Source organism: Leclercia sp. GLN_9 (genome assembly GCF_043105735.1).
GTDB lineage: Bacteria > Pseudomonadota > Gammaproteobacteria > Enterobacterales > Enterobacteriaceae > Enterobacter > Enterobacter adecarboxylatus.
This window is the reverse complement of the sequence record NZ_JBICLV010000033.1, coordinates 23,561-40,224: the sequence shown is the minus strand read 5'-3', so window position 1 is coordinate 40,224 and position 16,664 is coordinate 23,561. Positions and strand designations below refer to the sequence as shown.

The 16,664-nt window shown below is 55.1% G+C and carries 14 protein-coding genes; 10 read left to right on the top strand and 4 right to left on the bottom strand.

What is annotated here, in order from left to right:
• Positions 1–102: 102 nt before the first annotated feature.
• Complete coding sequence (ptsG, locus tag ACF8PE_RS19545) at positions 103–1,536, top strand: PTS glucose transporter subunit IIBC (RefSeq protein WP_032617560.1); 1,434 nt, start codon at positions 103–105, stop codon at positions 1,534–1,536.
• Between the two features lie 194 nt (positions 1,537–1,730).
• Here the strand turns inward: ptsG and fhuE are convergent, their stop codons facing one another.
• Positions 1,731–3,917, bottom strand: coding sequence for a ferric-rhodotorulic acid/ferric-coprogen receptor FhuE (gene fhuE / locus ACF8PE_RS19540; RefSeq protein ID WP_059308264.1), 2,187 nt, complete (start codon positions 3,915–3,917; stop codon positions 1,731–1,733).
• Positions 3,918–4,271: 354 nt separating this feature from the next.
• On the opposite strand from fhuE, the gene hinT reads away from it, so the two are divergent.
• The 8 genes from hinT to ACF8PE_RS19500 all read left to right on the top strand — a co-directional run bounded on the left by hinT (position 4,272) and on the right by ACF8PE_RS19500 (position 10,362).
• The gene (hinT, locus tag ACF8PE_RS19535) at positions 4,272–4,631 is read left to right on the top strand and encodes a purine nucleoside phosphoramidase (RefSeq protein ID WP_032617562.1); all 360 of its coding nucleotides are present in this window, start codon (positions 4,272–4,274) and stop codon (positions 4,629–4,631) included.
• Between the two features lies 1 nt (position 4,632).
• On the top strand, positions 4,633–5,007 hold the full coding sequence (locus ACF8PE_RS19530; RefSeq protein ID WP_032617563.1) for a YcfL family protein: 375 nt from the start codon (positions 4,633–4,635) through the stop codon (positions 5,005–5,007).
• 10 nt (positions 5,008–5,017) lie between these two features.
• Positions 5,018–5,668 carry a penicillin-binding protein activator LpoB gene (lpoB, locus tag ACF8PE_RS19525; protein ID WP_032617564.1) on the top strand — a complete coding sequence of 217 codons (651 nt, stop codon included), beginning with the start codon at positions 5,018–5,020 and terminating at the stop codon, positions 5,666–5,668.
• The gene (gene thiK / locus ACF8PE_RS19520; protein ID WP_130589359.1) at positions 5,649–6,473 is read left to right on the top strand and encodes a thiamine kinase; all 825 of its coding nucleotides are present in this window, start codon (positions 5,649–5,651) and stop codon (positions 6,471–6,473) included. The genes lpoB and thiK overlap by 20 nt, the downstream gene beginning before the upstream one ends.
• Positions 6,474–6,484: 11 nt before the next feature.
• Positions 6,485–7,510: a beta-N-acetylhexosaminidase gene (nagZ, locus tag ACF8PE_RS19515; RefSeq protein WP_392495198.1), complete on the top strand. Its 1,026-nt coding sequence runs from the start codon at positions 6,485–6,487 to the stop codon at positions 7,508–7,510.
• A 34-nt stretch (positions 7,511–7,544) separates the two neighbouring features.
• Positions 7,545–8,087, top strand: coding sequence for an alpha/beta hydrolase YcfP (gene ycfP / locus ACF8PE_RS19510; protein WP_032617568.1), 543 nt, complete (start codon positions 7,545–7,547; stop codon positions 8,085–8,087).
• Positions 8,088–8,320: 233 nt separating this feature from the next.
• Positions 8,321–9,625: an NAD(P)/FAD-dependent oxidoreductase gene (locus ACF8PE_RS19505; protein WP_059308263.1), complete on the top strand. Its 1,305-nt coding sequence runs from the start codon at positions 8,321–8,323 to the stop codon at positions 9,623–9,625.
• Positions 9,626–9,822: 197 nt separating this feature from the next.
• On the top strand, positions 9,823–10,362 hold the full coding sequence (locus tag ACF8PE_RS19500) for a glycine zipper 2TM domain-containing protein (RefSeq protein WP_032617569.1): 540 nt from the start codon (positions 9,823–9,825) through the stop codon (positions 10,360–10,362).
• Positions 10,363–10,844: 482 nt separating this feature from the next.
• Here the strand turns inward: ACF8PE_RS19500 and ACF8PE_RS19495 are convergent, their stop codons facing one another.
• Complete coding sequence (locus ACF8PE_RS19495; RefSeq protein ID WP_032617570.1) at positions 10,845–11,480, bottom strand: TetR/AcrR family transcriptional regulator; 636 nt, start codon at positions 11,478–11,480, stop codon at positions 10,845–10,847.
• Positions 11,481–11,720: 240 nt separating this feature from the next.
• On the opposite strand from ACF8PE_RS19495, the gene bhsA reads away from it, so the two are divergent.
• Positions 11,721–11,978: a multiple stress resistance protein BhsA gene (bhsA, locus tag ACF8PE_RS19490; protein WP_032617571.1), complete on the top strand. Its 258-nt coding sequence runs from the start codon at positions 11,721–11,723 to the stop codon at positions 11,976–11,978.
• Positions 11,979–12,057: 79 nt separating this feature from the next.
• On the opposite strand, the gene ACF8PE_RS19485 is transcribed toward bhsA, so the two are convergent.
• Together ACF8PE_RS19485 and mfd are read right to left on the bottom strand one after the other, a co-directional pair.
• Positions 12,058–13,011, bottom strand: coding sequence for a L,D-transpeptidase family protein (locus ACF8PE_RS19485; RefSeq protein ID WP_032617572.1), 954 nt, complete (start codon positions 13,009–13,011; stop codon positions 12,058–12,060).
• A gap of 156 nt (positions 13,012–13,167) precedes the next feature.
• Positions 13,168–16,614, bottom strand: coding sequence for a transcription-repair coupling factor (gene mfd, locus ACF8PE_RS19480; RefSeq protein WP_392495197.1), 3,447 nt, complete (start codon positions 16,612–16,614; stop codon positions 13,168–13,170).
• Between the last annotated feature and the right edge of the window lie 50 nt (positions 16,615–16,664).

Sequence of the window (16,664 nt, the reverse complement as noted above, 5' to 3'; positions counted from 1 at the left end):
AAATAAAGGGCGCTTAGATGTCCTGTCCACGGCACGGTTCTCCCCCCGGGCCAATGCGTGAAAACGTAAAAAAAGCACAAATACTCAGGAGCACTCTCAATTATGTTTAAGAATGCATTTGCTAACCTGCAGAAGGTCGGTAAATCGCTGATGCTGCCAGTATCCGTACTGCCTATCGCAGGTATCCTGCTGGGCGTCGGTTCTGCAAACTTCAGCTGGCTGCCAGCCGTAGTTTCTCATGTGATGGCCGAAGCAGGCGGTTCTGTTTTTGCTAACATGCCACTGATCTTCGCCATCGGCGTTGCGCTTGGCTTCACCAATAACGACGGTGTATCAGCTCTGGCTGCTGTAGTTGCATACGGCATCATGGTTAAGACCATGGCTGTGGTAGCCCCTCTGGTGCTGCATTTACCTGCTGAAGAAATCGCGGCAAAACACCTGGCTGATACGGGTGTTCTGGGCGGTATCATTTCGGGTGCGATTGCGGCATATATGTTTAACCGCTTCTATCGCATCAAGCTGCCTGAGTATCTGGGCTTCTTTGCAGGCAAGCGTTTCGTACCAATCATCTCTGGTCTGGCGGCGATCTTCACCGGTGTGATCCTCTCCTTCATCTGGCCACCGATTGGTTCCGCGATCCAGACCTTCTCCCAGTGGGCTGCATACCAGAACCCGGTAGTGGCGTTCGGTATCTACGGCTTCATTGAGCGTTGCCTGGTACCGTTTGGTCTGCACCACATCTGGAACGTTCCTTTCCAGATGCAGATCGGCGAATACACCAACGCAGCAGGTCAGGTCTTCCATGGCGACATCCCTCGTTACATGGCAGGCGACCCAACTGCAGGCAAACTGTCTGGCGGCTTCCTGTTCAAAATGTACGGCCTGCCGGCTGCTGCGATTGCAATCTGGCACTCTGCTAAACCAGAGAACCGTGCAAAAGTGGGCGGTATCATGATCTCCGCAGCGCTGACCTCGTTCCTGACCGGTATCACCGAGCCGATCGAGTTCTCCTTCATGTTCGTTGCGCCGATCCTGTACATCATCCACGCGGTTCTGGCTGGCCTGGCGTTCCCAATCTGTATTCTGCTGGGTATGCGTGACGGTACGTCCTTCTCGCACGGTCTGATCGACTTTATCGTTCTGTCCGGTAACAGCAGCAAACTGTGGCTGTTCCCAATCGTTGGTGCGTGCTACGCGGTGGCGTACTACACCATCTTCCGCGTGCTGATCAAAGCACTGGACCTGAAAACACCAGGCCGTGAAGATGCGACAGACGACGTTAAAGCTGGCGCGACCAGCGAAATGGCTCCGGCACTGGTTGCAGCGTTCGGCGGTAAAGAGAACATCACTAACCTGGACGCGTGTATCACTCGTCTGCGTGTGAGCGTTGCTGATATCGCGAAAGTTGACCAGCCGGGTCTGAAAAAACTGGGCGCAGCAGGCGTAGTTGTTGCAGGTTCCGGTGTACAGGCTATCTTCGGTACTAAATCCGATAACCTGAAAACCGAAATGGATGAGTACATCCGCAGCAACTAAGTTGTGACCTGGGGAGACTAAGGCAGCCGAATGGCTGCCTTTTTTATTGCCTGTTGCCTGTTGCCTGGTGGCGCTGCGCTTGCCTGAGCAGACAATATTCAGGGCTCTGAGGTGGGTAAGGCACAGCCGTCATCCGGCCAACAGCGCGCATAAAAAAAGGGAGCCTTCAGGCTCCCTTTGACGACAGAATATTATCAGAACTGATAGCTTGCGGTCAGGCTTACGTTACGCGGTTCGCCATACACAATTTCGCCTTCAACGTTGGTGTCGTAGGTCTTATCGAAGAGGTTATTCAGGTTACCCTGCAGGGAGAAGTTCTTCGTCACCTGGTAACGCGTGAAGAGGTCCACCAGCGCGTAGCTGCCCTGCGATGCACGCCAGGTGCCATAAGGCGTGTCCTGATAGGTATACACGCTGTTTTGCCAGTTAACGCCGCCGCCAACGGTCAGCTCAGGCATCGCCGGCAGACGGTAGCTGGTAAACAGTTTTACGGTCGTGCGCGGCAGTTGCGGGTTCACCGCCTTGCCCTGATTATCTTCCGCAACGTAACGCGTTGCACCAAAGGTCATCTGCCAGTTATCGGTCAGCGCACCGTTGATTTCAAACTCAACGCCTTTACTTACCGTACCGTCAACGCTCTCGTAAGCCACATCGGTGGAGCCCTGAATGGTCCGGCCGGTGCTTTGGCCCAGGTTATCCTGCTCAATACGGAACACGGACAGCGTGGTGGTCAGTCGGCTGTTCATCCAGTCGGATTTCAGGCCCGCTTCGTAGTTATTACCGGTGATCGGGTCAAGATATTTGCCGGAGCTGTCGCGGTAGTTCTGCGGCTGGAAGATAGAGGTATAGCTGGCGTAGGCAGACCAGTTGTCATTGATGTCGTAAACCAGACCCGCATAAGGCGTGGTGTGGTTTTTCTCCATGCCGTAGGTCAGGGTGTCTACACTCCAGTTGGTATACCGGGCACCAAGAATTAAATGCAGAGGATCGGCCAGTGAAATGCGCGTCGCGGCGTACAGCGATTTCATATTGGTGGTGTCATCCTGAGCCAGCGACTGTGATCCCCAGTTGGTTTCCGGGAAGTAACCGTTATAGTCGTAGAAGCTGCCGAACTCATCCGGGTAGACGTTAGCCCACGAGTTAGTGTAACGGTTCGTCTGACGGCTGAAGCTGCCGCCAATCATCATAGTGTGCTGGCGGCCTAACAGTTCATAGCCACCGTCAGCGAACAGATCCACCGCATCCACTTTACGCTTACCGCTGTTCCAGCCGGTGCCGCCAATGTAATCATAGCCTGGGCCATAGTTCGAATAGGGGCCTTCCAGCATGCCAGTGCTCTTATTCACAAAGGCATCGATGTACATCGCTTTACTGTCGAACTTCGCTTCGGTATGGGTCGCATTCAGGGTGGCCTGCCAGTCGTCGGCAAAGCGCTGTTTCAGGGTGAAGAAGACCTTATTGAACTCTTTGTCGTTGTAGGCCCAGTCTGGCGACGTGCTGTGCGCACGATCGTAATGTTTGGTGCTGCCGTCGGTGTTCCAGCGCGGCAAACCGCCCCAGGTCTGGTTATTGATGTCGATACGCTGGTATTCGTAGCCGGCGGACAGCGAGGTGCTGGTGCCCAGGTCGGCGTCCAGAATCCCGGAGAAGAAGGTTCGCTTCTGATTGTAGTTGTCGAGCCAGGAATCACTATCCTGATAACCCGCTACGATGCGGCTGCGCAGATTGCCGTCTTCCGTCAGCGGGCTTTGCATATCCATCACGTAACGCTGTTTGTTCCAGCTGCCGTATTCAGCCGACAGATTGGCCTTAAATTCGCGGCTGGTGGCATGTTTACGCACCATATTGATCGCCGCAGACGGGTTGCCTGTACCGGTCATCAGACCGTTAGCGCCGCGCACCACTTCGACCCGCTCAAACAGAGCCGTGTCTGACTGCGAATCGCCCAGATTCCAGCGTGACTCGAAATAGGTTGGGATGCCATCAACCATATAGTTGTCGATTTCAAAACCACGGGAATAAAAGTTGCTGCGATCGGAGTCAGTGGTGCTTTTGCTGATCCCCATCGTGTTATCCATCACGTCGCCCAGGGTTTGCAGCTGCTGGTCTTCCATGCGTTGTTCGCTGACGATGGTGACCGACTGCGGAATGTCACGCTGCACCATCTGCATTTTGGTGCCTACGGTCGTGGTTTTTACGCTGTAGTCCTGGCTTTCATCCGCGGTGTCCGACGCCGTTGAACCATCAACAATAACGGTCTCTTCGGCCGGAGCGGCGAAGGTGGCCACTGGGGTCAACGCGAAGGCAATACAGGCTGCGAGCAGCGAAGGTTTAGCGACAGGCTGGCGCTGCCCGTCCCTGGTATAATTCATGAAAGACATCAATAAACCTTTCTGAGTGAAGTGTGAATGTTATGCCTCAGTTCCGTAAGTACAGACTGAGATCGTTATCGGTTTTTGAAATGCGCATGTAAATGCAAATGCGAAATATACGCATTGTGATTAACCCTGTAAACAGACGTTTCAGCCGTATCTGAAATTCTGTTTTAAGATTTAAGGGGAGGGCGCAGTGGGCAACAGCGTATAAATTGCGCTATAAGGAAAGAATTCGAGGGATAAGGTTGAAAGGATTAGAGAAAGTCGCTCATACTCTTGAGTCGTGTCACATAATAGTGCGCCTGCGACGGGGGGTTATCTCCGGGCACGTCGGCAGATTAAATGAACAAGGAAAATCTCATGGCTGAAGAAACTATTTTCAGTAAAATTATCCGTCGCGAGATCCCGGCGGATATCGTCTATCAGGACGATCTGGTTACCGCTTTTCGCGATATTTCTCCGCAGGCTCCTACGCACATCCTCATTATTCCTAATATTCTGATTCCGACGGTAAATGACGTGAAAACTGAGCATGAACTGGCATTAGGCCGTATGCTGACAGTAGCCGCGAAAATTGCTGAACAGGAAGGCGTGGCCGAAGACGGATACCGTCTGATCATGAACTGCAACCGCCACGGTGGTCAGGAAGTTTATCATATTCATATGCATCTGCTCGGCGGTCGCCCGCTGGGACCGATGCTGGCGCATAAAGGTCTCTAAGATGCCTGCAGGACGGATTGCGATACTGTTCATCATGATGGTGCTGGCGGGATGTAAATCTCAGCCAGCGATACCCGTCAATGATGAACAATCGCTGGTAATGGAATCATCAGTGCTGGCGGCAGGTATCACCGCCGACAAGCCTTCTCTAACGATCAGCGAAATTCAACCATCCGCTTCCTCTGTGCTATTTAATGAAAGAGATGAGGCGGTTACCGTCCATTACCGATTTTTCTGGTATGACGCCCGTGGCCTGGAAATGCATCCACTTGAAGCACCGCGTAGCGTAACGATCCCGGCGAATTCGTCGGTTAAACTTTACGGCGGCGCAAATTACCTGGGCGCGCATAAGGTCAGACTTTATCTATATCTCTAAGGGGTGAATTTTGATTAAAAACATCAGTCGTTACACGCTTGTCACGGCTTTTGCACTGTTCCTGTCAGGCTGTATTAGCCGCACTGAGCAACCACCCGCACCGGTGGAAGAGGTGAAACCGGGTGTTGAGCAGCCGGTTCAACCGACCCAGCCTGTGCCAACCGTGCCTACCGTGCCGTCCGTACCTGAGCAACCCGGCCCGATAGAACATCAGGAAGAACCCGCACAGCCTGCGCCGCGTGAGCGTCATTACGACTGGAACGGCGCGATGCAGCCAATGGTCGGCAAAATGTTGCAGGCGCAGGGCGTCAACGCAGGCAGCGTACTGCTGGTGGACAGCGTCAACAACCGTACCAACGGCAGCCTGAATGCCGGGGAAGCCACCGAAACGCTGCGCAATGCCCTGGCCAACAACGGCAAATTTACCCTCGTGTCGGCGCAGCAGCTGGCCGTGGCCAAGCAGCAGTTAGGCCTCTCTCCACAGGACAGCCTTGGCTCACGCAGTAAAGCCATCGGCATTGCCCGCAACGTAGGCGCGCAGTATGTGCTCTACTCCAGCGCGACCGGCAACGTCAACTCACCAGCGCTGCAAATGCAGCTGATGCTGGTTCAGACAGGTGAAATTATCTGGTCGGGCAAAGGTGCAGTTCAGCAACAGTAATCTGACGCGCGACACAGTGCTGTCGCGCTTTTTCCCGCAATATCGTCTTATCGCGCCGCAAACCCATACCGGGTTGAGCGGCGCGAGTTGCATTATTGAGCATGCCGGACAGCGGCTGGTGTTGCGCCAGTATCACGCTGCACTGGCTACGCCAGCTCATTTTCGTCGCCAGTATCATGCGCTCCGCCATCTTTCCGCCGACATTGCCCCTCAGCCGCGGTTTTACAGCCCCGACTGGATAGCCGTCGATTATCTGTCCGGCGAGATCAAAACCGGGTTACCTGCCGCACCTGCGCTTGCCGCAATGCTGTATCATCTGCATCAACAGCCCAGGTTTGGCTGGCGTATCACCCTGGCCCCACTGCTGGAGCAGTACTGGTTGCAGGCCTCGCCGTCCCGGCGCACGCCGTTATGGCTACGATGGCATAAGCGGTTGCAAAAACGGGGCGAGCCGCGCCCGCTGCGACTGGCGCCGCTGCATATGGATGTTCATGCGGGTAATATCGTGCATACAGAGACCGGCTGTCGGCTGCTGGACTGGGAATACGCCGGAGACGGCGACATTGCCCTCGAGCTGGCCAGCGTCTGGTCTGAGAGTGACGCCCAGCGACAGCTGCTGCTCGCCGCCTACAGCGAGATCGCGCAGCTTGACCGCTTCCTGCTGCAACGCCAGGTGAATCGCTGGCGCCCGTGGGTGCTGATGCTGATGGCAGGCTGGTTTGAGCTGCGCTGGCAACAATCACAAGACAAACATTTTATTACGCTGGCCGATGAGATCTGGCGCCAGTTAGAAACAACAGAATAAGAGAGGTTCGTGTGGGTCCGGTCATGTTAGATGTGGAAGGTTATGAACTGGATGCGGAGGAGCGCGAGATTCTGGCGCATCCGCTGGTGGGTGGTCTGATCCTGTTTATGCGCAATTATCACGATCCGGCGCAGCTGCGGGAGCTGGTGCGTCAGATCCGTGAAGCTTCTCATCACCGTCTGGTGGTGGCAGTCGATCAGGAAGGCGGCCGCGTGCAGCGTTTTCGCGAGGGCTTTACCCGTCTGCCTGCCGCCCAGTCATTTGCGGCGTTACTCGGGCTTGAAGAGGGCGGCAAACTGGCGCAGGAGGCCGGCTGGCTGATGGCCAGCGAAATGATCGCCATGGACATTGATATCAGCTTTGCACCGGTGCTGGACGTAGGCCATATCAGTGCCGCCATCGGGGAGCGCGCGTATCACGAGGATCCGCAGAAGGCGCTACAGATCGCCACCCGCGTTATCGACGGGATGCACGAGGCCGGAATGAAAACCACCGGCAAACATTTCCCTGGGCACGGCGCCGTGACGGCGGATTCCCATAAAGAGACCCCGCGTGACCCACGCTCGCAGGCGGAGATCCGCGCCCGGGATATGTCGATTTTCAAATCGCTGATCAGCGACAACAAGCTCGATGCCATCATGCCCGCGCATGTGATCTACCCCGATGTCGATCCGCGTCCGGCCAGCGGCTCGCCGCACTGGCTGAAAACGGTCCTGCGCCAGGAGCTGGGCTTCAACGGTGTGATTTTCTCTGACGATCTGTCGATGGAAGGGGCGGCGATCATGGGCAGCTACGCCGAACGCGGCCAGGCATCGCTGGACGCGGGTTGCGATATGATCCTGGTCTGCAATAATCGTAAAGGCGCAGTCAGCGTGTTAGATAACCTGTCGCCGATCAAGGCTGAACGTGTTACACAATTGTATCATAAAGGTTCTTTTAGCCGTCAGGATCTGCGGGATACAGCACGCTGGAAAACGGTGAATGCGCAGCTTGAGGCGCTTCATGAGCGCTGGGAAGCGCATAAAGCGGGGCAATAACCCCTCCTGGCAAGCGTAGTGTGGCGAGGATACGATGATCATCTATTTGCACGGTTTTGATTCGAACAGTCCCGGTAATCACGAGAAAGTCCTGCAGTTGCAGTTTATCGACCCGGATGTACGGCTGATTAGCTATAGCACACGCCATCCGAAGCATGATATGCAGCATCTGCTGAAAGAAGTGGACAAAATGTTGCAGTTGAACGTTGACGATCGCCCGTTGATCTGTGGCGTCGGCCTCGGGGGATACTGGGCGGAGCGCATCGGGTTCTTGTGCGATATTCGCCAGGTGGTGTTCAATCCAAACCTGTTCCCGAACGAGAACATGGAAGGCAAGATCGACAGGCCGGAAGAGTATGTCGATATTGCCACCAAGTGCGTAAGCAACTTTCGCGAAAAGAACCGCGATCGCTGTCTGGTGATCCTCTCCCGCAACGATGAGGCACTGAACAGCCCACGTGCCGCGGAGCTGCTGCACCACTACTACGAAATTGTCTGGGATGAAGAGCAGACGCATAAGTTCAAGAATATTGCCCCCCATCTGCAACGTATCAAAGCGTTCAAGACATTAGGTTAATTCCTGATTACAGCCTAAGCCCGGCCACGTAACGTGAGCCGGGCTTTCTTTTTGCTAAGCTTGTGTAAATTTTAAGCGGCAAAACTTGATGCATATCAATTTTGGTATGACCAATGCACCGAACATGTTATTCTCATGACAGTTGAATGGTTTCAGTGCTGTAACCTGTTGTTAATTAAAGGTTATTTTCATAACTTTTAGTTAACAATTGGTTAATAATTTAGGGGGTCACGTTGACTACACCATTGAAAAAGATAGTGATTGTGGGTGGTGGTGCTGGCGGTCTGGAACTGGCTACGCAGTTAGGAAAGAAGCTTGGTCGCGGTAAAAAGGCCAAAGTAACACTCGTCGATCGTAACCACAGCCACCTGTGGAAACCGCTATTGCACGAAGTTGCTACCGGTTCTCTGGATGAGGGCGTTGACGCGCTGAGCTATCTGGCACATGCGCGCAACCACGGTTTCCAGTTCCAGCTGGGTTCGGTGATGGATATCAACCGCGAAAGCAAAACCATTACCCTGGCAGAGCTGCGTGATGAGAAGGGCGAGTTGCTGGTACCGGAGCGCAAGCTGGCGTATGACACGCTGGTTATGGCGCTGGGCAGCACCTCTAACGACTTCAACACCCCGGGCGTTAAAGAGCATTGCATCTTCCTCGACAACCCGCACCAGGCGCGTCGTTTCCATCAGGAGATGCTGAACCTGTTCCTGAAATACTCCAATAATCTCGGCGCAAATGGCAAGGTAAACATCGCCATCGTGGGCGGCGGTGCTACCGGCGTTGAGCTTTCTGCGGAGCTGCATAACGCGGTGAAACAGCTGCACAGCTACGGCTACAAAGGGTTAACTAACGACGCCCTGAACGTGACCCTGGTGGAAGCGGGCGAGCGTATTCTGCCTGCGCTGCCGCCACGTATCTCTGGCGCTGCTCACAACGAGCTGACCAAGATGGGCGTGCGTGTCCTGACTCAGACCATGGTCACCAGTGCCGATGAGCATGGCTTGCACACCAAAGATGGCGAATACATCAAAGCCGATCTGATGGTCTGGGCGGCAGGTATCAAGGCGCCTGATTTCATGAAAGAGATTGGCGGCCTGGAAACAAACCGCATCAACCAGCTGGTGGTAGAGCCAACGCTGCAAACCACCCGCGACCCTGACATTTACGCCATTGGTGACTGCGCCTCCTGCGCACGCCCGGAAGGCGGGTTTGTTCCTCCTCGCGCCCAGGCCGCTCACCAGATGGCCAGTCTGGCGCTGCATAACATCCTGGCGCAGGCGAAAGGCAAAACCCTGAAGAATTACGTCTACAAAGACCACGGTTCTCTGGTGTCGCTCTCAAACTTCTCTACAGTGGGTAGTCTGATGGGTAACCTGATGCGCGGCTCGATGATGGTAGAAGGGCGCATTGCGCGCTTCGTCTATATCTCGCTGTACCGTATGCACCAGGTGGCGCTGCACGGTTACTTCAAAACCGGACTGATGATGCTGGTTGGCAGCATCAACCGCGTGATCCGACCGCGACTGAAACTGCACTAAGACCCATGCCCCTCCGCACTCGCTGGAGGGGCTTTTTCAGCATATTCTTCTGTGTATCTCGCCCCTGGGGTCTAAGAGTCCTCCTAAACAGACCTTTTTTGTGTTTATCCCCACATTTTTAATCCTTTCTCTGATTTGCGGACACACCTCTTTAGTTGCAGAATTGTTACCAATAGCAACGAAAAGGAGAACGTCCCATGAATAAATCCATGGTGGCAGGTATAGGGATTGGCGTGGTTGCCGCGTTAGGCGTGGCGGCAGTTGCCAGTCTTAATGTCTTTGAACGTGGCCCACAATACGCGCAGGTTGTTTCGGCGACACCCATTAAAGAGACGGTGAAAACACCGCGTCAGGAGTGCCGTAATGTAACCGTAACGCATCGTCGTCCGGTGCAGGATGAAAACCGGATTGCCGGATCTGTACTGGGTGCAGTGGCGGGTGGCGTGATTGGTCATCAGTTTGGTGGCGGGCGCGGTAAAGATGTCGCGACTGTTGTGGGTGCGCTGGGCGGCGGTTATGCCGGTAACCAGGCTCAGGGAGCACTCCAGGAGCGGGATACTTACACCACGACGCAGCAGCGTTGTAAAACCGTTTACGACAAATCGGAAAAAATGCTCGGCTACGATGTGACGTACAAAATTGGCGATCAGCAGGGCAAAATTCGCATGGATAAAGATCCCGGCACGCAAATCCCTCTCAACGGTGATGGGCAGTTGGTACTGAATAATAAAGCATAAAAAAATCTGTTCTCTGCGTTTAGCTCCTCATTCGCTCAGGCTGGGGAGCTTTTTTTATTTATAAAAAAGACCTCAACTCCCGCAGCGATGCGTCAGGAATAAGGTCTTTCTTAAGGATAAAGCAGAGTTAACCGTGGTTACAGGTCAAATTCGTTATCCTGGCGCAGTAACATAAATCCTGTTATCAGTACGGAAAGGAATGCAAATAAAACTGACCCACCACATAAAACCCAGAGACCGAATAACAATGTAATGACCATTAACACCTTGAAAAATGGTAATAGCAAAATCATTTTTATTCTCCTTCTGAATGTGAATAGCCAGAACATCTCCCTTATGACCACGCGTCTAATCATTAGCACGTCAATAATCACCCGTTAAGGATAGCAAGCGGCAGACATGTGGTGATAGTTTTTACCTATCTTTAAACAGATTTGTCTGAAAGTGGGGCAGAAGCAGGGCGGTAAACCGCCCTTTTTTGATCAGGATTTCAGGAGTTCAGGCCACAGGCGCAAGGTGGTTTGCGTGATAGTCTGCAGTTTTTCCAGGCTGGCACCCTCCCGGGCGCTGATTGACATTCCCTGCAGAATGCAGCTCAGATACTGCGCCAGTTTTTGCGGATCGCACTGGGCGGGGATCTCACCGCGCTGCTGACGTTGCTGTAAAAACCGGCACAGCGTCTCTTCCTGCATCGCATGGCGAGATTTAACCGTATGGGCAATCTCTTCTGACGACGCCGCCAGCGTCGCTGACGTGTTAATCATAAAACAGCCTGCGGGCGTGTCTTTGCTGGTAAAGCAGGTCGCCACTGCGGTGAAGTAGTCTTCCAGCGCGTCTTCAACGCGCTTCTCTTCGCAAAACAGCTGCGCTTCATGGCGGGCAGCGAATCGGCTGATATAGCGATCCAGCACCGCGCGGAACAGTCCTTCTTTATTGGTAAATTCTGCGTACAGCGTAGGCGCTTTGGCCCCGGTCGCTGCGACCAGGTCAGCCAGCGATGTGGCTTCATACCCATGCTGCCAGAACAATGTCATGGCCTTGTCCAGCGCCGCTTCCCTGTCGAACACTTTTGGTCGGCCACGGCTTTTCTTAGCGCAACGCGTGTCATCGGTTGTCATGAGCCGTTGTACCTCAATTGGTTTGTTGAATGACCATTATAAAAATAATCCCTTCTGGCAGCCAGCGCTGAATTCATAAAATAAATATCTTCATATCAACATGAATTTAAACGCTTTTAATTTTATTTTAACGATCGTTATAAAAATAGTTTGACCGTGATGGGGATCACATTTATCATTTAGTTATCGATCGTTAAGTTAATGCTTACGACATCCCATCACTTGCATAAGGTTCTCATTATGAAAAACGTAAAAACACTGATCGCCGCAGCCGTACTAAGCTCACTCTCTTTTGCCAGCTTCGCTGCTGTGCAGGTTCAGTCTACCCCTGCGGATCAACAAAAAGTGGGCACGATTGCCGCAAATGGCGGGCCTAACCTGGGTTCACTGGAAAGCCAGTTGGCGCAAAAAGCCGATGAGATGGGTGCAAAATCTTTCCGTATCACCTCTGTTACCGGTCCAAATAACCTGCACGGTACTGCGGTGATCTACAAATAAGCATGGCTTAACCCTCATTAATGCCACTGCGAAAAAAAACGCTCTGCAATTGCAGAGCGTTTTTTATTTGGCTATCTGGCTACAGGGCCTGAACCTCAGCATGGCGGGTAACATCCACCGGCATTCCCGAGCGGGCCTCCATTGCACGCTCCATCACTGTTTCATCTGCACTGGCTTTGAAGCTCTGCTGGGCACTATTCAACACAATCGGCAGGGTCTGGGGATCGTCATTCAGCTGCTTCGAGAGCGGTTGATGCACTTCCACCAGCCGCACGCCGCCTGGCTCTTCTGACACCTTAACCGGCGTATTCATGATATTCACTTTGGTGCCGGGCTGTATGACGCGGAACAGCGTCTCGATGTCATTATCACGCAGGCGGATACAGCCGGAGCTGACGCGCATGCCAATCCCGAAATCGGCGTTAGTGCCGTGCAACAGGTAGACACCACCGTAGGCGGCGAGGCGAATCGCATGATGTCCCATCGGGTTTTCCGGCCCGGCAGGCACGACCGCAGGCAGATCGATGCCCTGGGCTTTATAACGGGCGCGGATATTGGCGGTCGGGGTCCAGGTAGGGTTGGCGCGTTTGTCCGATACCGTGGTCACCATGGTTGGCGTCAGGGTATCGCCCCCCAGCTGGCCAATGCCAATGGGATAGACCGTGACCTCATTTTTACCCGGCGGGTAATAATAGAGACGCAGTTCGGCCAGGTTGATCACTATCCCTTCCCGGGGCGCGTCGGGGAGCAGGGTCTGTAATGGGATGGTCAGCACGCTGCCCGCGCGGGGAACATAGGGGTCCACCCCAGGGTTAGCCTGGAGCAGGGCCAGAAAGCCGACATTATATTTTTTGGCAATCGCTTCCAGCGAGCCGCCGTCATTTTCCACCACATGAAAGCGGTTCTCGCCCACGAGACGGCTGCCTGACGGGGGCAAGGGCCAGGTATTGGCCCGGGCCGGCAGAGCAAAGGCCAGGGTCGAGAGCAGCGCAACCAACGATATCCAACGGGTAAAACGCGGAGTTGTCATCATCACCAGAATCCATAGCAATAAAGATTATTGTTATCTGAAAGTTAATTGATAATTATGGCGAATGGACGTGTCGGGAAATCCAGGCGTATTGCAAAGAGTTGTAAATTGCGCGGGGAAATATCAGGCCGGGCGATCGTAGGGTCGCCCGGCAGTGGGTCAGGCGACGGCGTTCTCTTCGAGCTGACGCATAAAGTTACGCACCCATTCCATGCGGGTTTTCCGTTCCGCCAGATCCTGGGTGAATTTCAGACGCGTTGGGCCGTCCAGGCGATAGTGCTGAGGCTGCTTTTGCAGCAGGCTAATCAGCCACATAGGATCGACATGGTTCTTCTCGGCAAACTCAATCATGCCGCCTTTATCGTTCCCTTCCAGTTTGCGGATCCCAAGTTTTTGCGCCTGCTGACGTAACCGGGCGATATCCAACAGGTTACGCGCCGCATCCGGCAGCAGACCAAAGCGGTCGATCAGCTCCACCTTGATCTCGTCGAGGCTCGCTTCGTCTTTGGCGCTGGCAATGCGTTTATAGAATGACAGACGGGTATTAACGTCCGGGATAAAGTCATCCGGCAGCAGGGCGGGCATCCGCAGTTCAACTTCTGTTTGCTGGCTGGTGAGATCTTCCAGTGATGGCTCACGGCCTGCCTTGAGGGCATCGACGGCGTTCTCCAGCAGCTCCATATACAGCTGGAACCCGATGGTCTCCATCGATCCGCTCTGATCTTCACCAAGCAGTTCACCCGCGCCGCGGATCTCGAGGTCGTGCGTCGCCAGCGCAAAGCCAGCCCCCAGATCTTCCAGCGAGGCGATAGCTTCAAGACGTTTTTGCGCATCGGTGGTCATTGCCTTCGGATGCGGGGTCATCAGCCAGGCATAGGCCTGATGGTGCGAACGCCCGACACGACCACGCAGCTGGTGAAGCTGCGCCAGACCAAAGTGATCCGCCCGCTCAATGATGATGGTATTGGCGGTAGGAATGTCGATCCCGGTTTCAATGATGGTGGTACACACCAGCACGTTGAACCGCTGGTGGTGGAAGTCGTTCATCACCCGTTCCAGCTCGCGCTCGCGCATCTGCCCGTGGCCGATGGCGATCCGCGCTTCCGGTACCAGTTCCGCCAGCCGGTCGGCCGCTTTCTGGATATTTTCCACGTCGTTGTAGAGATAGTAGACCTGGCCGCCGCGCAGGACTTCACGCAGGATCGCCTCGCGTACCACCAGATTATCGTATTCACGTACAAAGGTTTTCACGGCCAGTCGACGGGCCGGTGGGGTGGCGATAATCGACAGATCGCGCATCCCGCTCATCGCCATGTTCAACGTGCGCGGGATCGGCGTGGCCGTCAGGGTGAGGATATCGACATCGGCGCGCATCGCTTTAATGCGCTCTTTATGGCGCACACCAAAGCGGTGCTCTTCATCGACAATCAATAGCCCCAGATCTTTCCACTTCACATCGCTCTGCAGCAGCTTATGGGTACCGATCAGAATATCGATTTTGCCTTCGCTGGCCTGCTCCAGGATCTGCGCCTGCTCTTTAGCGCTGCGGAAACGCGACATCATCTCAATGCGCACCGGCCAGTTGGCAAAGCGGTCGCGGAAGTTATCGTAGTGCTGCTGCGCCAGCAGCGTGGTCGGCACCAGGACCGCCACCTGCTTGTTATTCTCTACCGCGAGGAAGGTGGCACGCATGGCCACTTCGGTTTTCCCGAAGCCCACGTCGCCGCACACCAGCCGGTCCATCGCCAGCGGCTGACACATGTCGCTCAGCACGGCATTGATTGCCTGGGCCTGATCCGGGGTAGTTTCAAACGGGAAGCTGTCGCAGAACAGCTGGTACTGCTCTTTATCGTGTTTAAAGGCGTAGCCAGACTTCGCCGCACGCTGGGCGTAGATATCCAGCAACTCTGCCGCCACGTCGCGGACTTTTTCAGCCGCTTTCTGCCGCGCCCGCGCCCAGGCGTCACCACCGAGTTTATGCAGGGGGGCATTCTCTTCTGCGCCGCCTGCGTAGCGGCTGATCAGGTGCAGGGATGACACCGGGACATAGAGTTTGGCGTCGTTGGCGTACATCAGCATCAGGTATTCGCCCTTGATGCCACCGGCTTCCAGCGTCGTCATCCCCGCATAACGGCCTACGCCATGTTCGAGATGGACAATCGGCTGGCCAGGATGCAATTCTGCCAGGTTACGGATCAGCGTGTCGGGGTTGATGGTGCGGCGGCTGTCCTGGCGACGGCGCGCCACGCGCTCACCCAGCAGATCGCTTTCGCAGATCAGCGCCAGGTTATTGAGCGTATCAATAAACCCGTGTTCGGCAGCACCGATCATCAGATAGCGCCCGGTACCGCTGGCTTCGTCCAGACGCAGGATGCGCTTTGGCGCCACTTTGATTCGGCTGAGCAGTTCGCCCAGCGCTTCACGACGCCCTTCGCTTTCAACCGAGAAGATCACCGGGCCGGTAAAGGTTTCGAGGAACTTACGCAGGTTATCCAGCGGGGATTTATTCTGCGCCTGCACCGCGAGGTCCGGCAGTGGTTGATAGGCCAGATTGGTGTTGGCGGCTTTGTCCGGCAGGCTGTCCGTTTTCAGCTGCACGCGCGGCCAGCGCTTCAGCTCGCTGAAGAGTTCATCAGTGCGCAGCCACAGCAGCTCCGGCTCGAGCAGCGGGCGCATCGGGTCCACGCCGCGGTTTTCAAAGCGGGCACGGGTCTCACTCTCAAAACGGTTGGCGCTGGCTTCCAGATCGCCGGTGTTGAGCACCAGCGTATAGGCCGGGAAATAGCTGAACAGGGCGGGCAGCGGCTCGCTGAAGAACAGCGGCTGCCAGTACTCGATCCCCGTCGGCAGGGTGCCTTTGCTCACCTGTTGATAGATATGCTCGGCATCGCGCTTGACCTCAAACTTGTCGCGCCACTGGCTGCGGAACAGTTCGATGGCGGCTTTGTCGGTCGGGAACTCGTGCGCTGGCAGCAGGTTGATGGCCTCCACTTCCTCCAGCGTACGCTGGGTGTCAGCGTCAAACAGGCGCAGGCTGTCGATCTCATCATCGAAGAAATCCAGGCGATACGGCAGCGCGCTACCCATCGGGAAGAGATCGAGCAGGGCGCCGCGGGTGGCGTACTCCCCGTGCTCCATCACCTGATCCACATGGCGATAACCTGCGCTGTCGAGCTGGACGCGCAGTGCATCCCGCGACAGACGCTGGCCCTTTTTCATCACCAGCGCATGGCCGTGCAGATAGCTGTGCGGGCAGACGCGCTGCATCAGGGTATTGACCGGCACAATCAGCACGCCGCGCTGCATCGTGGGCAGTTGATAGAGCGTGGACAGACGTGAGGAGATAATCTCCTGATGCGGCGAGAAGCTGTCGTAGGGCAGGGTCTCCCAGTCGGCAAGACTGGTAACCAGCTGATCGGTAAACTGGCGGATCTCATCATGCAGGCGCAGGGCGTTTTGCATATCCGGCGCGACCAGCACCACTGGCCCCTGATGACGCTCTGCAATTTCCGCAACCAGCGTGGCGCAGGCTGCGCCGGTCAGTTCACCCAACTGGCGTTGGTCGCCCGCTTTGCCGGGCAGGGAAAAACGATATTGTTCAGGCATGGCTTTGTCAGGATCTCTTAGTGGGCATATCACTGATACACAATGTCTTT

Excerpts from the sequence above, each read along its gene's own strand:
- ACF8PE_RS19495 (WP_032617570.1), bottom strand. The coding sequence starts at position 11,480 with ATGACAACCGATGACACGCGTTGCGCTAAGAAAAGCCGTGGCCGACCA.
- hinT (WP_032617562.1), top strand. The coding sequence starts at position 4,272 with ATGGCTGAAGAAACTATTTTCAGTAAAATTATCCGTCGCGAGATCCCG.
- ptsG (WP_032617560.1), top strand. The coding sequence starts at position 103 with ATGTTTAAGAATGCATTTGCTAACCTGCAGAAGGTCGGTAAATCGCTG.
- mfd (WP_392495197.1), bottom strand. The coding sequence starts at position 16,614 with ATGCCTGAACAATATCGTTTTTCCCTGCCCGGCAAAGCGGGCGACCAA.
- fhuE (WP_059308264.1), bottom strand. The coding sequence starts at position 3,917 with ATGTCTTTCATGAATTATACCAGGGACGGGCAGCGCCAGCCTGTCGCT.
- ACF8PE_RS19485 (WP_032617572.1), bottom strand. The coding sequence starts at position 13,011 with ATGATGACAACTCCGCGTTTTACCCGTTGGATATCGTTGGTTGCGCTG.
- ycfP (WP_032617568.1), top strand. The coding sequence starts at position 7,545 with ATGATCATCTATTTGCACGGTTTTGATTCGAACAGTCCCGGTAATCAC.
- ACF8PE_RS19500 (WP_032617569.1), top strand. The coding sequence starts at position 9,823 with ATGAATAAATCCATGGTGGCAGGTATAGGGATTGGCGTGGTTGCCGCG.
- ACF8PE_RS19530 (WP_032617563.1), top strand. The coding sequence starts at position 4,633 with ATGCCTGCAGGACGGATTGCGATACTGTTCATCATGATGGTGCTGGCG.
- bhsA (WP_032617571.1), top strand. The coding sequence starts at position 11,721 with ATGAAAAACGTAAAAACACTGATCGCCGCAGCCGTACTAAGCTCACTC.